Raw genomic sequence first — 15,502 nt, 5'->3', positions numbered from 1 at the left:
CCACTGCACCGTGTTCCAGTCGGACACAGGGCACCTGACCCGGGTCTGAACGAGCGTCACCTCAGCGCCCCGCCAGCCAGCGTGCCCGCAGCTCGCCGTGATTCAGGGCCAGCCACTGCAGGGCGATGACGGAGGCGGCATTGTCGATGCGCCCCTCTTTGAGCCAGGCATAGGCCTGCTCGCGGCTCACCACGTGGACCCGGATGTCTTCCCCCTCTTCCGCCAGACCGTGGATCCCCTTGGCCTGACTGGCATCCACCTCGCCCACGAACACCTCGATGCGCTCGGTGCTGCCACCCGGGCTCACCAGATAGCTGATGGCGTGTTCGCAGCGTCCCACCTCGATCCCTGCCTCTTCCACCGCTTCGCGCCGCACCACTGCCTCGGCGGTCTCCCCTTCATCGATGATGCCGGCCACCAGCTCCAGCAGCCAGGGGGTGGCGCAGGTCTCCATGGCGCCGATGCGAAACTGCTCCACCAGCACGATCTCGTCCCGCACCGGATCATAAGGCAGCAGGGCGGCGGCATGGCCACGTTCGAACAGTTCCCGGACGATGGGGGCGTTCCAGCCACCGGCAAACAGCCTGTGTTGCAGGCGGTAGACATTCACCTTGAAGAAGCCATTATATCCAGCTGATTTTTCAATGATTTTCACATCATCGCTGGAGTAGTGGCAGGTTTGAGGCAAGGCTTGCTGTGACATTCGAGACTCCTGCCAGCTTGACTTGGCTTGGTTTGACCATAATATTCGGGGGCATGAATGAACATTCATTCACTCGCTCTCGCCGACGATGAGGGAAGGATTTTAGCAGCCACAGGGCATTTGGCTAGGCGCGTTGCCGAGAAAACTCGCCCCGGACCTTGACGTTTCCGCAGCTGGAAAAGAGACAGTTCGCAATGAAATCTGCTTATAGTAGAGTGGTTAAGCTGAAATCAAGCTTGGTCGGTGACAATCCCCCCTTCATCCAGCGGACAGCTTTGGGTTGATACAAAAGGTTAAAACTATCATATGAAAAGAACACTCTTGTCAGTCATGGTGATGCTGGGTGTGAGCGGCGCCGCTCATGCCGAAAACCTGCTCGATATTTACCAACAGGCCCAGATCAAGGATACCCAGCTGCTGGAATCCAAGGCCAAGCGGGACCAGGCCTTCGAGAAGATCAACGAATCCCGTGCAGCCCTGCTGCCCCAGATCAACCTGGGCGCCGGCCTGAACTACCTGCAAAACAAGAACGACACCATGACCAACACGGGCGCTACCGGCTCCGTGACCCTGGATCAATCCATCTACCGTCGCAGCAACTGGGTCAACCTGGATCTGACCGAGAAGAGCGCCACCCAGTCCGACGTGGCCTACAACCTCGAGTACCAGAACCTGATGCTGCGTACCGCCCAGGCCTACTTCGACGTGCTCAAGGCCATGGATACCCTGGAATTCGTGCGTGCCAACAAGACCGCGGTCGAGCGTCAGCTTGAACAGACCCAGCAGCGCTTCGAAGTGGGCCTGACCGCCATCACCGACGTGCACGAAGCCGAGGCCGAGCGCGATCAGGCGCTGGCGGACGAGATCAACGCCGAGAACACCCTGGACAACAGCTACGAGAGCCTGCGCGAGCTGACCGGTATCGACCACCGTCAACTGGACGTGCTCAACACCGATCGCTTCAGCCCGCAGAAGACCGCGTTCAACTCCGACAAGTGGCTGGAACTGGCCCTGGACAAGAACCTTGAGCTGCACAGCGCCCGCATCGGCAAGGACATCGCCAAGGAGCAGATCGATCTGGCCAAGACCGGTCATGAACCGACCCTGGATCTGGGCGCCGGCCTGAACGCCGGTTACAACGATTACAAGGACGAGATCCGCAACCCCGAGAGCAACAGCAATCAGGGCAACATCGGCCTGAACTTCAAGCTGCCCATCTACACCGGCGGGGCCACCACCTCCCAGGTCAAGCAGGCACAGTTCAACTACGTGGCCGCCAGCGAACAGCTCGAGCGCAGCTTCCGCTCGGTGCAGAGCACGGTCCGCTCCTCCTACAACAACGTGAACGCCAGCATCGGCTCGGTCCGCGCCTACAGCCAGTCCGTCATCTCCGCCGACAGCGCCCTGAAGGCGACCGAGGCCGGTTACGAGGTGGGCACCCGCACAATCGTCGACGTGCTGGACTCCACCCGCAAGCTGTATCAGGCCAAGCAGAAGCTCTCCGAGGCCCGCTACAACTACATCCTCAGCATCCTCTCCCTCAAGCAGGCCGCCGGCATCCTGGAGCAGAAGGATCTGGAAGAGGTGAACCAGGGTCTGATGCCCGCCGCCCAGGTCACCAAGAAGTCCTGAGCCAGGCGCACACCATGAGAAAAGGCGACCCCGGGGTCGCCTTTTTCATCTCTGTTCGCCGCTGGAAGTGCGTTGGTCGGGGCCTGCCAGGCAGCGTCCATGTCACCGACCCGGCAGCCCCATCAAAAAACCCGGCCTTGGCCGGGTTTTACGCTTATCCGCGCTCGCGGATGGTCTTGATGATGTCGGTGGTGGAGCAGCCGTCCTCGAAGTTCAGCACCCGCACCTCGCCGCCATTGGCGGTCACCTCGGCGTAACCGGCGATCTCTTCGGGCTTGTAGTCGCCCCCCTTGACCAGGAGGTCTGGCAGGATCTCGGCGATCAGACGCTGGGGAGTGTCTTCGCTGAAGGGGACCACCCAGTCCACGGCACCCAGGGCCGCCAGCACAGTCATACGGCGCTCGGTCGGGTTGACCGGGCGACCCGGCCCCTTGAGGCGACGCACGGACTCGTCGGTGTTCACCGCCACGATCAGGCGGTCCCCCAGCTTGCCCGCATTGGCCAGATAGGAGACATGACCCGCGTGCAGAATGTCGAAGCAGCCGTTGGTCATCACCACCTTCTCGCCGCGCAGACGGGCGGCCTGGACGGCCACCTTGAGCTGGGCCTCGGACATGACGCCAAAGCCGGTCTCCTGCTCGGTATAGAGGGCGTTGGCCAGCTCCACCGGGCTCACGGTGGAGGTCCCCAGCTTGCCGACCACGATGCCGGCGGCAGTGTTGGCCAGGGCGCAGGCCTCATCCAGACTCTTGCCCGCGGCAAGGGAAGTCGCCAGGGTGGAGATGACGGTGTCACCGGCACCGGTGACGTCATAGACCTCGTGGGCCTGGGCCGGCAGGTGCAGCTCGGGCTGCCCTTCGCGGATCAGGGTCATGCCGTTCTCGGAACGGGTGACCAGCAGGGCGTCCAGCTCGAAGCGCTTGACCAGCTCCAGCCCCCTGGCGACCAGGTCTTCTTCCCCCTTCACCTTGCCCACCACGGCCTCGAACTCGGACATGTTGGGGGTCAGCAGGGTGGCACCGCGGTACTTCTCGAAATCGGTCCCCTTGGGGTCGACCAGCACGGGGATACCGGCGGCGCGGGCACGCCGGATCATGCCGGGCACATCGTTGAGGGCGCCCTTGCCGTAGTCGGAGAGGATCATCACGTCCGCCTGGGGCAGCGCCTGCTCCACCTTGCCCATCAGCAGGCTGGCATCCACGTCGTGGAAGGCCTCTTCGAAGTCGAGACGCAGCAGTTGCTGGTTGCGGGACAGCACCCGCAGCTTGGTGATGGTCGGATAGTCGGTCAGGCGCACGAAATCACAGGCCACCTTGACCCCGGCCATCTGGCTGGCGAGGGCATCGGCGGCTTCATCCTGACCGGTCAGGCCCAGCAGCACGGCCTGGGCGCCGAGGGCGGCGGAGTTGAGCGCCACGTTGGCGGCGCCACCCGGGCGCTCCTCGATGTGCTCGACCTTGACCACGGGGACCGGTGCCTCGGGGGAGATCCGGCCGGTAGGGCCATGCCAGTAGCGATCCAACATGACATCGCCAACGACCAGGATGCGGGCTTTTTCAAACTCGGGCAGGGTGATTTTCATCTGTATCGGCTCTCAAAACCTGAAAAATTCAGCGGCCGATTTTATCACACTCTTTTCCGGGGCGTGAAAAAAGCACGGCCCTGCCCCCTGACGCCCCCTCTGACCAGATGACGGCGATTCGCGCCCGCCCCCGCTTTTCGGATAGAATCCTCGACATGCGAGTGACCGCATCCGCGCCGGGCCACCCCACACAGGCCCCCCGGTTCGGTCGGACTCCCCCCTTTGCCTTTGCGAACAAGAGACTCTTCATGGCCCAAGAACACGCTCCCCGCCTCGAACCCCGTCTGTTCCATCCCCGTTACTGGGGGAGCTGGCTGGGCCTCTCCCTGCTCTGGCTGCTGGTGTTGCTGCCCTGGCGCAGCCAGATGTGGCTGGGCCGCCAGCTCGGCACCCTGGCCCGCAAGCTGCTGAAATCCCGCGTCAAGATTGCCCGCCGCAACCTGGAGCTGGCGATGCCCGAGCTCAGCCGGGATGAGCGCGAAGCCCTCCTGGTGCAGAACTTCGAGAGCGTGGGTTGCGCCATTTTCGAGGTGGGCATGGCCTGGTTCTGGCCAGACTGGCGGATGCGCCGCCTGATGAAGGTGGAAGGGGAAGAGCACGTCATCAACGCCATGGAGAAGGGCCAGGGGATGCTGCTGCTCTCCTGCCACTTCCTCACCCTTGAGCTCAATGCCCGCTGCTTCGGCCTGGTGCGCCCCGGGGTCGGCGTCTATCGCCCCAACACCAATCCGGTGCTGGAGTACGCCCAGTACCACGGTCGCTGCGCCTCCAACAAATACCTGGTGGACCGGATGGACGTGAAGGGGATGATCAAGGCGCTGCGCAACGGCGACGCCCTCTGGTATGCACCGGATCACGACTACGGCAGCCATGCCAGCGTCTTCGTGCCCTACTTCGCGGTGGAGCAGGCCGCCACCATCACGGGGACCGCCACCCTGGCCCGGGTGAAGAACACCGTCACCCTGCCCTGCTACAACATCCGCACCCGGGAGGGCTACACCCTGCATATCGGGGCCCCGCTCGCGGACTACCCGAGCGGTGACGACCTGGCGGATGCCAGCCGCGCCAACCGCGAAATTGAAGCCGCCGTGCGCAAGGCGCCGGAGCAGTACATGTGGCTGCACCGCCGCTTCAAGACCCGCCCCAATCCGGACGATCCCGGCTACTACTGATGCCCTCCCGCCCCGTCGACCGGGCAAGTCCAGACGACAGGACAGGATGGCACCGCGCCCCATGAAAAAGCCCTCGCACTGCGAGGGCTTTTTTGTTGGCTGCCAGCGTCTGCCTTACTGGCGGATCAGGCGGTAGATGGCGTAGCCGGGGTGCTTGGCGTCATCCATCGGCAGGGTGGACTGGTACGACAGATCCACCCCCGCCAGGGCCTTGGCCTCGTCGGTCGGCGAGGAGTAGAGGCGCACGTCCACGTTGGCGGGCAGGGCCTTCATGTGCCAGTTGTTGTTGGCCGCCGGGCTGAAGCCAGCCGGGTTGTCCGCAGACTGGGCCTTCAGGTACTGGGCGATGATCTCCCGCGTCTCGAAGGGATCTTCATGGACGATGTTGCTGCCGTCGATGCCCGGGAAGTGGCCGCCGCCGCTGGCACGGTAGTTGTTGGTCACCACGTAGAACTTCTGGGCCGGGTCCACGGGCTGGCCGTTGAAGGTGAGGCCGCTGATGCGCTGGCCGTCGCTCACCTTGACCCCGTCCTTGCTATAGCGGGCCGGCTGGGTGATGTCCACCTCGTAGTTGACCCCGTCAATCACATCGAAGTTGTAGGTGGGGAAGCTCTCGTTCACCAGCCACTGCACCCCGGTCTTGCCGGTGTCGATCTGGTTGAACTGGCCGGCGCTCATCTCCAGCCACTCCTTGACGGTGGCCCCGTTCACCTCGACCACCTGCAGGGTGTTCGGATAGATATAAAGGTCGGAGACGTTGCGCAGGGAGATGTCACCCTGGGCCACGTAGGTGAAGTCGTTGATGCCGTTGCGACCGCCACGGAAGGGGGCCGCCACCGAAAGGATCGGGTAGGACTCCTTGAGCAGGCCGTCTTGTTGCAATTGCTCCGCGTGGCGGCGCTGGGCATCGCTCACCAGCTGCACCGAGGGGTCGTCCTGTACCAGGGCGAAGAAGCTGTGGATGGGGGAGGTGATCTTGCCGAGCGGCTCGTCCAGCCACTGGTTGGTGGCGTCGTGATCCGCCTGCACCAGGTCCACCACCCGCTGATCCACCGCACTGCCCTCGCTGGCGTCTATCTTGCGCAGGCTGGCCTGGCTCTGCTTCACCTGCCACTTGCCGTCCACCTGCTCCAGCTTGAGGTCGATGATGCCGAGGTGGTTGCCCCAGTAGCCGGGCATCACGGTGGGGATGCCGCTCAGGGTACCGGCCTGGTTGTCCACCTCCGGCAGATCCGGGAAGTCCCCGGGGAAGTTCTTGTGGGCGTGGCCCAGCATCAGGGCGTCCACCCCCTTCACCTTGGCCAGATGCCAGGCGGAGTTCTCCATCATGGCCTCGTAGCTGCTGGCATTGATGCCGGTGTGGGCCACCACCACCACGATGTCGGCGCCCTTGGCGCGCAGCTCGGGCACATAGTGATTGGCGGTCTCGACCATGTCGGCCACCACCACCTTGCCCTCCAGATGACGCTTGTCCCACTGCAGCACCTGGGGCGGGGTCAGACCCAGGATGCCCACCTTGACGCGCTGGCGCTGGCCCTTGTCATCGGTCACCTCGCGCTCCAGCAGCAGATAGGGGGTGAACTTGTTGCCGCTCCAGTCAATCTGTCCCTTGGCATCGCGCTTGAAGGCCCCCGCCTCGAACACGTTGGCGTTCACATAGGGGAAGTCGGCTCCCGCCAGTACCTTGCCAAGGTAGTCCAGGCCGTAGTTGAACTCGTGGTTGCCCAGGTTGCCCGCGTCGTAGCCCAGCTCGTTCATCGCCTTGAACACCGGGTGCGCCTGCTTCTCGAGGTAGCCGGCACCGGACTGCTCGAAGATGTAGTCCGCCAGCGGCGTGCCCTGAATGAGGTCGCCATTGTCGAGCAGCAGGTTGTTGGGGTTCTCGGCGCGGGCGGCGCGGATCAGCAGGGCGGTGCGGGAGAGGCCGAACTTGCGATCCTCCTTGTTCTGGTAGTAGTCGTACCCCAGCACGTTGGAGTGGATGTCGGAGGTCTGGATCAGGCGCAGGGAGACGGTCCCCGGCTGCGCCTTGCTGTCATTCTCGTTGCTGCAGGCAGACAGCAGCACGATGGCGGCAATAGCCCCCAGCTTCATGGTGTTATTCACTGTTTTTTCCCTTTTATTATGAGTAACGCTTTACCAGCGCCGGGAATTTAACAGACGAATATGTCAGCAGATGGCACCGGGACTCATTTTTATGAAGCCCGGCACAAAAATAGCCTCATGAGGCCGGTATGGCACCCAATGCCAGCTTGGCCGCCAGCACCAGCATGATGAGACCTACAACAAGATCAATGGCTTGCTGCACCCGGCCCCGGGCAAGCCAGGGAGAGAGTGCCGCCGCCCCGAACGCCAGTCCGTAGAACCAGACCAGAGAAGCCAGCATGGCCCCCGCCGCGAAGGCTGGCCTCAGATCCTCGGCAAACTGGCTGCCGAACGAGCCAAGCAGCATCAGGGTATCCAGGTAGACGTGGGGATTGAGCAGAGTCACTCCGAGGGTCATGGCCAGCACGCTCTTCACCCCCATCAACCGGGGCGAGTCCGCCAGGGCCGCCTCCTGGCCGCGCCAGGCACTGCGCAGGGAACGGATACCGAACCAACCGAGGAAGAGCACGCCGCCCCAGGTCAGCAGGGCCAGTCCGATCGGGCTGGCCGCCAGCAGGTTGGCCCCGCCGAATACCCCGATGCCGATCAGCACGAGGTCGCACAGGCAGCAGAGGGTCGCCGTCAGCAGGTGGTGATTGCGGTGAATGCCCCGGCTCAGCACGAAGGCATTCTGGGCCCCGATGGGGATGATCATGGCAAGGCCGAGGGTAAAGCCTTGCAGGGTGGTAGCGAACATGGAGATGCGTTCCTGTGAAAGAGAGAAACGCACTATAAGGGGGCGCGGGTAATCAGAGAAATTCATTCATTTTCTGATGCATTCATAAAACTGATGAAAACCGGGCCGAAACCACACAAAGAAGGTTGTCAATTGCAGGATCTGACAATTGTGGGGTCACAGCCCCGCCCCGAGAATCGGCGGCAGGATGGGACGGCGCAGGACAGCGGTGATGGCGACAGAGGGGATGCCAGGCGACGAGCCGGTGCCGCCGGGCCTGTATTCACTGCAGAAGGGAGGGGAAGTTGGTGACCACCACCTGCTCCAGGTTCGGCAGTAGGATGCCGCTGCTCACCCCCTTGGCAATGGCCTGGTAGCGGTTCATCGACCCCGTCTTGCGGGTGACCTGATTGAGGTGGTAGTTCACGGTGCGCTCCGTGATGCCGAGGATGCAGGCGATCTCCCCCGATGTCTTCCCTTCGCTGGCCCAGAACAGGCACTCGGTCTCCCGCTCCGTCAGGGGCTCCTGGGGATCGTCCTCCCTCATGCTCTGACGCACGATCCGGATCGCCGCCTCGAAGATGTAGTTGGACATCCAGGAGAGGATGGGCGAGGACTCCAGCATCAGATCGCTCGATGCCCGCTCCCGGGTGATGAAAGAGAGTATGCCGTTCTCCCCCGCCGCCCCGTGCAGCGGGAACGAGATGCCGTTGCGCAACCCGAATTCCGCCGCCAGCCCCATCACATCCATGCTCCCCTCTTGCAGGAAGCGCGCCTTCTCGTCCAGCCGGTTCCAGTAGATGGGCAGGGTCTGCCTGCGGGCGAGCTGGATGATGGGATCGCAGGCCAGCATGTTGTTCAGGGTGTAGGCCTGTACCCAGGAGTCGGGGCACTGGTTGAACAGCACCACCTTGGGCCTTTGCATCGACATGGGCAGGATGAGGGCGAAGCGGTAGTAGTCGTAGCCCATTCCCAGGGTGAAGCGGCCGATGAGCTCGGACAGCCGGTTGCCATCGGTCACCAGCGTGAAATGTTCCAGGTACTCAAGCAGTTGGTCGCGTGTCATAGGCAAGCCTCCCCTGGCCAAGGCCTTGGATTATAGCGCCTAACCATGAAATGGAGAGACATGAATGCTTGTTTTCAAAGGAAAATTGAAAGAACACCCCAGATGGGAGGTCGAAAACGAGCTCTACCGATTTCGCAACCGCGTCTTCTCCGATCGACTCGGTTGGGACGTGGAATCCCGCCGTGGCCTGGAGCGGGACAACTTCGACAAGCCCGACACCCACTGGGTGCTGATTGAAGACAAGCAGGGGCTGTGCGGCTGCATCCGCCTGCTCAGTTGCGCCCAGGATTACATGCTGCCCAGCATCTTCCCCACCGCCCTCGCTGGCGAAGCCCCGCCGCGCGGCAACGACGTGTGGGAGCTGACCCGCCTCGCCATCGACGCCGACCGGGCCCCTCGCCTGGAGAACGGCATCAGCGAACTCACCTGCGTCATCTTCCGCGAGGTGCTGGCCTTCGCCAGGGAGCAGGGGATCCGCGAGCTGGTGGCCGTGGTCAGCCTGCCGGTGGAGCGCATCTTCCGTCGCCTCGGCCTGCCCATCGAGCGCCTCGGCCATCGCCAGGCGGTGGATCTGGGGGCCGTGCGCGGGGTCGGTATCCGCTTCCACCTGGACGAGCGTTTCGACCGCGCCGTCCATCGCCCCCTGCAGGGCCATTACCGGCCGGCGGGGGATGCTCTGCTCGCCGTCATCTGAGCAAAAAAAGTCCCGGGACCGGCCCGGGATTCAAGACGCTCGCTATGGTCCGTTTCCACCCCATGCAAAAACGGACCGAGTGAGTATCTTATGAATCTCATGTCAGGACTACTGTCACATCTCACAGGGGCGGCCCCGGAGACGGGTCCCCTCCATGGGAGCGGTCGGGTTGTCCTCTGGCGCTCCCTTGAGTAGCATTCTTGCTGAACTCCCTTTTTTCATAAGGAATGCTGATGAAGACGCTGGACTACAAGCTGCTGCTGGCCCTGGACGCGGTGATCCGGGAGCAAAACTTCGAGCGTGCCGCCCAGCGCCTGCACATCACCCAGTCCGCCATCTCCCAGCGCATCAAGCAGCTGGAGCAGCAGTTTGCGGAGCCGCTCATCATCCGCAGCCAGCCGCTGCAGGCCACGGGGCTCGGCCAGAAGCTGCTGGCCCACTATCGCCAGGTGCGCCAGCTGGAGCTGGAGCTGGCCGGTGAGCTCTCCCCCGACGAGCCCAGGGCCCCCATCCGGGTCAGCATCGCCGTCAATGCCGACAGCCTGGCTACCTGGTTCCTGCCCGCCCTGGCGCCGCTGCTGGAGCAATACCCCATCGAGCTGAACCTGCTGGTGGATGACGAGAGCCGCACCCTGGACCGGGTGCGCGAGGGGCAGGCGTTCGGCGCCGTCAGCCTGCAACCCCAGCCGCTGGCGGGCTGCTGCGTCGACGAACTCGGCGAGATGCGCTATCTGCTCACCGCCAGCCCCGCCTTCGTCGCCCGCCACTTCCCGAACGGCCTCACGGCGGCAGCCCTGGCCAAGGCGCCGGCGGTGGCCTTCGATCAGCGCGACGACATGCACATCAGCTACATGGCCCGTCATTTCGCCCTCCCCCCCGGTGGCTACCCCTGCCACACGGTGCGATCCTCCGAGGCCTTCGTCGCCATGGCGGAGCAGGGGCTGGCCTGCTGCCTCATCCCGGAATTGCAGATCCGCCAGCAACTGGAAGAAGGGCGCCTGCTCGATCTCAACCCGGATCACCACCTGGTCGAGCAGCTCTACTGGCACCGCTGGGTGCTGGAGCGGGGGCTGCACAAGCAGATATCCCAGCGCCTGATCCAGCAGGGGCGACGGGCACTGCAACCCCGTTGAGGGGGCCATTCACCTTGGCTTTGGGGGGGTAAAAACGTATAGTGCTGGGCGATTAACCATCAGGTCTCCACTCAGGTTCCCCATTTATGTTCCAAGACAATCCGCTGCTGGCCCAGCTCAAGCAACAAATCCGCGAAAACATCCCCAAGAAAGAGGGTGTGATCCGCGCCTCCGATCGGGGCTTCGGCTTCCTGGAGGTCGATGAGAAGACCAGCTATTTCGTGCCGCCTCCCTACATGAAGAAGGTGATGCACGGTGACCGGGTGAGCGCCCTGATCCGCACTGAAAAAGAGAAAGAGGTGGCCGAGCCGGATGCCCTGCTGGAGCAGGCCGTCACCCGCTTCGTCGGCCGCGTCAAGATGTTCCGCGACCGCCTCAACGTGGTGCCCGACCACCCCCTCATCAAGGACGCCATCAAGGCCCGCGCCAAGAAGGGTCTGGACGAGAAATCCTTCAAGGAAGGGGACTGGGTGGTCGCCACCCTCAAGCGCCATGCCCTGGTGGACGGCAACTTCTCCGCCGAGATCACCCAGCTCATCGCCACCCAGGAAGATCACAACGTGCCCTGGTGGGTGGTGCTGGCGCGCCACAACCTGGCCCAGATTGAACCGGCGGACCTGCCGGAGTGGAAGGTGATCGAAGAGGAAGAGCTGCCCCGCCGGGATCTGACCCAGGTTCCCTTCTTCACCATCGACGGTGCCAAGACCAAGGACATGGACGATGCCCTGGCCATCACCAAGCTGGAGAACGGCTGGGAGCTGCTGGTAGCCATCGCCGACCCGACCGCCTATGTGGCCGAGGGGAGCGAGCTGGACAAGGAGGCCGCCCAGCGCGCCTTCACCGTCTACATGCCGGGGCGCAACGTACCCATGATCCCGCGCACCCTCTCCGACGAGCTCTGCTCCCTGAAAGAGGGCGAGGAGCGCAACACCCTGTGCGCCCGTCTGCTCATCGCCGAGGACGGCCTGCTGCTGGAGGAGACCGAGTTCTTCGCCGCCCGCATCAATTCCCATGCCCGTCTCAGCTATGACGACGTCTCCGACTGGGCCGAGCACGGCAAAGCGCTGGATATCGACGCCGGCGTCCTGGCCCAGCTGCCCCTGATGAAGGCGATGACGGAGGCTCGCATCAAGTGGCGCACCGAGCACGCCCTGGTGTTCCCGGACAGACCCGACTACGACTTCGAGCTGGGTGAAGACGGCGAAGTGCTGGCTATCCACGTGGAGCCGCGCCGCATCGCCAACCGCATGGTGGAAGAGTCGATGATCGCCGCCAACATCTGCGCCGGCCGCGTGCTGGGCAAAGAGGTCGGCTACGGTATCTTCAACGTCCACACCGGCTTTGACGAGGAGTCCCTGGACGGCGCCATCGAGCTGCTCAAGACCGCCGAGGCCCCGTTCGAGAAGGAAGAGATCGCCAGCCTCTCCGGCTTCTGCGCCCTGCGCCGCTGGATAGACAACCTGGACACCCGCTGGCTGGACGGCAAGATCCGCCGCTTCCAGAGCTATGCCCTGATGTCCGCCGAACCGGGTGCCCACTACGGCCTGGGTCTGGATGCCTACGCCACCTGGACCTCCCCCATCCGCAAATACGGCGACATGGTCAACCATCGCCTGCTCAAGGCGGTCATCGCCGGCAAGACCCCGGGTGAGCGCCCCAGCCTGGAGCTGACCGAGCACCTGACCGCCTGCCGCCGCCTGCACCGCATGGTGGAGCGCGACATCGGCGACTGGCTCTATGTGCGCTACCTCAAGGCCGATGCGGGCACCGACAAGGTGTTCAACGCCGAGATCATCGACGTGATGCGCGCCGGCCTCAAGCTGCGCCTGCAGGAGAACGGCGCCGTGGTCTTCATGCCCGCCCGCCATATCCTGGACAACAAGGATCGGCTGGAGTGCAACTGGGACAACGGCCGCGTCTATCTGGACAAGACCGAGGTGGTCTACGAGCTCGGCCAGATCATCGAGGTGAAGCTGACCGAGGCGGTGGAAGAGACCCGATCCCTCATCGCCAAGCCGGCGGTGGATCTGGTGCCGGGTCCGGCGCCGGTCGCTCCTGCCAGCGAGGCCGATGCAGCGCCTGCCGACGAAGCCCCCAAGGCGCAGTGATCCCCCTGCTTGTCTGCTCTGCAAAAGCCCGCATCCTGCGGGCTTTTTTTTATCGCTGCGCTCCGCAAGCAGACGGGATGGGAGACCCGCTCGCAGGCCCCAGCCTGCGTCGCTACCGGCAGGGAGGATCGAGACGGGATCGGATCAGGATCCGCCACCCGGGCGTCACAAGAGGCCTTGTCGGAACCGATCCTCTCGGGGGAAAAACTGAAAGTGGGTTACAAAATAAATGATTCATTGGTGATTAACGATGAACTACGGCATATCCATCGTCATTACTTGCGAATACGAGGCGAAAAACCATGACTCATTTGAGTGCAAAATTTGATTTTGTGACGACAGTCACGTTGACACCGTATTTGCGCAAACAGCAAAACGAGACATCAATCACAAAAAACTGACACCCAGAGGCGAGAAGATCGAAATGTAGCCGAAATACAGCGAATGACTGTGATCGTCATCACTATGCCGGGAGGGGGGAGGTCGGGGTATTTGAGATCCAGGTCACAAGACACCCCGTTTTCAGCCTAATTTGATCACAAGCTGGTAGATTGAAGTTGCTTAGACGACTGGGATGGGAGTTCGGCAAAACTCGTCATCCCGACTACCACTTTTAATCACACAGGCTTAAAACGGGGTCCCGACATGTTATCACCGGATACCAAAGTCAAGATACAGAATTTTGGACGCTTCCTGTCCAATATGGTCATGCCCAACATAGGCGCCTTCATCGCCTGGGGCTTCATCACCGCCCTCTTCATCCCCACTGGCTGGCTGCCCAATGAAACCTTGGCAAAGCTGGTCGGTCCCATGATCACCTACCTGCTGCCGCTGCTCATCGGCTATACCGGCGGCAAGCTGATCGGGGGTGACCGGGGGGCCGTGGTCGGTGCCATCACCACCATGGGCGTCATCGTGGGGACCGACATCCCCATGTTCATGGGCGCCATGATGGTCGGCCCGCTGGGTGGCTGGGCCATCAAGCGCTTCGACAAGGCGATGGAAGGTCGCGTCAAGAGCGGCTTCGAGATGCTGGTGAACAACTTCTCCGCCGGCATCATCGGCATGTTGCTCGCCATTCTCGCCTTCTTCGTCATCGGTCCCTTCGTCAAGGTGCTCTCCGGCGCCCTGGCCGGTGGTGTCGACTTCCTGGTCGCCCACAGCCTGCTGCCGCTGACCTCCATCTTCGTCGAGCCGGCCAAGATCCTGTTCCTGAACAACGCCATCAACCACGGCATCTTCTCGCCGCTCGGGATCCAGCAAGCCACCGAACAGGGCCGCTCCATCTTCTTCCTGATCGAAGCGAACCCGGGTCCGGGCATGGGCGTGTTGCTGGCCTACATGGTGTTCGGCCGTGGCGCCGCCAAGCAGTCCGCAGCCGGTGCGTCCATCATCCACTTCTTCGGCGGCATCCACGAAATCTACTTCCCGTACGTGCTGATGAACCCGCGCCTCATCCTGGCGGTGATCGCAGGCGGCATGACCGGGGTCTTCACCCTGACCCTGTTCAACGCCGGTCTGGTCTCCCCCGCCTCCCCGGGCTCCATCTTCGCCGTGCTGCTGATGACGCCGAAAGCCTCCCTCATCGGGGTGCTGCTCTCCATCGTCGCCTCCGCCACCGTCTCCTTCCTGGTCGCCGCCGTGTTCGTCCGTGCCCAGCAGCCGGAAGCCGACGAGGCCGATGCCCTGGGTGAAGCCACCCGCAAGATGAAAGCCATGAAGGGTGCCAAGCCCGAGACCACCGCCGCCAAGAAGCCGGAAACCGAGCTGACCGCAGTGCGCAACATCGTCGTCGCCTGCGATGCGGGCATGGGCTCCAGCGCCATGGGCGCCGGCATGCTGCGCAAGCGGGTGCAGGCCGCCGGTCTCGACATCAGCGTGACCAACAGTGCCATCAACAACCTGGACGATCAGGTGGATCTGGTCATCACCCACAAGGATCTCACCGACCGTGCCCGTCGCCATGCGCCGCATGCACAGCACATTTCGCTGACCAACTTCCTCGACAACGCCCTCTATCAGGAGCTGGTGCAGAACCTCAGCCTGGCCAACGCGGCCAACGATGACATCGCCAACCCGCAACTGCTGGTGGCGGCCAACGACGACAGCTACGAGCCGCAGGAGCCGGAAGTCTTCACCCTGAGCCTGCAGGACGTGCACCTGGGCCTCAAGGCCGAGAGCAAGGAAGCGGCCATCGTGACCGCCGGCAAGCTGCTGGCCCAGCGAGGCTATGTGGCACCGGACTACGTCGACGCCATGCTGGAGCGCGAACAGCTGGTCTCCACCTACCTCGGCGAATCCATCGCCGTGCCCCACGGCACCATCGCCGCCAAGGAGCACGTGAAGCGTACCGGCATCGTCATCTGCCAATACCCGGCCGGAGTCGCCTTCGGCGAGGGCGCCGATGAAGTGGCGCGCCTGGTCATCGGCATTGCCGCCCGCAACGATGAACACATACAGGTCATAACCCGCCTGACCAATGCACTGGATGAGCCCGGTCTCGTCGACCGTCTGGCCACCACCCAGGATCCCCAGGAGTTCCTGGATCTGCTGGGGGCCGAGCAGGCCGCGTAATCATCCGTCATCGTCTT

11 protein-coding genes are annotated in these 15,502 nt (G+C 63.2%); 6 read left to right on the top strand and 5 right to left on the bottom strand.

Annotation, left to right across the window (positions count from 1 at the left end; genetic code table 11):
* Positions 1-61 precede the first annotated feature (61 nt).
* Positions 62-703 (bottom strand): ADP-ribose diphosphatase, encoded by a 642-nt coding sequence (gene nudF, locus J9893_RS14730; RefSeq protein WP_210599876.1) that lies wholly within the window; start codon positions 701-703, stop codon positions 62-64.
* Positions 704-1,009: 306 nt separating this feature from the next.
* Here nudF and tolC point away from each other — a divergent pair, with 306 nt between their 5' ends.
* Positions 1,010-2,335, top strand: coding sequence for an outer membrane channel protein TolC (gene tolC, locus J9893_RS14725; protein WP_029313618.1), 1,326 nt, complete (start codon positions 1,010-1,012; stop codon positions 2,333-2,335).
* A 154-nt stretch (positions 2,336-2,489) separates the two neighbouring features.
* Here tolC and hldE read toward each other — a convergent pair whose 3' ends face one another.
* Positions 2,490-3,917: a bifunctional D-glycero-beta-D-manno-heptose-7-phosphate kinase/D-glycero-beta-D-manno-heptose 1-phosphate adenylyltransferase HldE gene (gene hldE / locus J9893_RS14720; protein ID WP_039039759.1), complete on the bottom strand. Its 1,428-nt coding sequence runs from the start codon at positions 3,915-3,917 to the stop codon at positions 2,490-2,492.
* A gap of 248 nt (positions 3,918-4,165) precedes the next feature.
* On the opposite strand from hldE, the gene lpxL reads away from it, so the two are divergent.
* The gene (lpxL, locus tag J9893_RS14715) at positions 4,166-5,089 is read left to right on the top strand and encodes an LpxL/LpxP family Kdo(2)-lipid IV(A) lauroyl/palmitoleoyl acyltransferase (RefSeq protein WP_103243797.1); all 924 of its coding nucleotides are present in this window, start codon (positions 4,166-4,168) and stop codon (positions 5,087-5,089) included.
* A 114-nt stretch (positions 5,090-5,203) separates the two neighbouring features.
* Here the strand turns inward: lpxL and J9893_RS14710 are convergent, their stop codons facing one another.
* From J9893_RS14710 to J9893_RS14700, 3 genes are all read right to left on the bottom strand, one after another.
* Complete coding sequence (locus J9893_RS14710) at positions 5,204-7,183, bottom strand: bifunctional 2',3'-cyclic-nucleotide 2'-phosphodiesterase/3'-nucleotidase (RefSeq protein ID WP_049637232.1); 1,980 nt, start codon at positions 7,181-7,183, stop codon at positions 5,204-5,206.
* A gap of 127 nt (positions 7,184-7,310) precedes the next feature.
* Positions 7,311-7,931 carry an L-lysine exporter gene (gene lysE, locus J9893_RS14705; protein WP_210599875.1) on the bottom strand — a complete coding sequence of 207 codons (621 nt, stop codon included), beginning with the start codon at positions 7,929-7,931 and terminating at the stop codon, positions 7,311-7,313.
* Positions 7,932-8,193: 262 nt separating this feature from the next.
* Complete coding sequence (locus tag J9893_RS14700) at positions 8,194-8,976, bottom strand: LuxR family transcriptional regulator (RefSeq protein WP_010672766.1); 783 nt, start codon at positions 8,974-8,976, stop codon at positions 8,194-8,196.
* 64 nt (positions 8,977-9,040) lie between these two features.
* Here J9893_RS14700 and J9893_RS14695 point away from each other — a divergent pair, with 64 nt between their 5' ends.
* The 4 genes from J9893_RS14695 (at position 9,041) to J9893_RS14680 (ending at position 15,485) form a co-directional block, all read left to right on the top strand.
* On the top strand, positions 9,041-9,670 hold the full coding sequence (locus J9893_RS14695; protein ID WP_029313613.1) for an acyl-homoserine-lactone synthase: 630 nt from the start codon (positions 9,041-9,043) through the stop codon (positions 9,668-9,670).
* A 233-nt stretch (positions 9,671-9,903) separates the two neighbouring features.
* Positions 9,904-10,803 (top strand): LysR family transcriptional regulator ArgP, encoded by a 900-nt coding sequence (locus J9893_RS14690; protein ID WP_010672764.1) that lies wholly within the window; start codon positions 9,904-9,906, stop codon positions 10,801-10,803.
* Between the two features lie 86 nt (positions 10,804-10,889).
* On the top strand, positions 10,890-12,911 hold the full coding sequence (locus J9893_RS14685) for an exoribonuclease II (protein ID WP_010672763.1): 2,022 nt from the start codon (positions 10,890-10,892) through the stop codon (positions 12,909-12,911).
* A gap of 645 nt (positions 12,912-13,556) precedes the next feature.
* Positions 13,557-15,485: a PTS mannitol transporter subunit IICBA gene (locus J9893_RS14680; protein WP_210599874.1), complete on the top strand. Its 1,929-nt coding sequence runs from the start codon at positions 13,557-13,559 to the stop codon at positions 15,483-15,485.
* The last annotated feature ends 17 nt before the right edge of the window (positions 15,486-15,502 follow it).

This window comes from Aeromonas sp. MaB10011B (genome assembly GCF_017939325.1).
Taxonomy (GTDB): domain Bacteria; phylum Pseudomonadota; class Gammaproteobacteria; order Enterobacterales; family Aeromonadaceae; genus Aeromonas; species Aeromonas caviae.
This window is presented reverse-complemented; position numbering and strand designations above follow the sequence as displayed.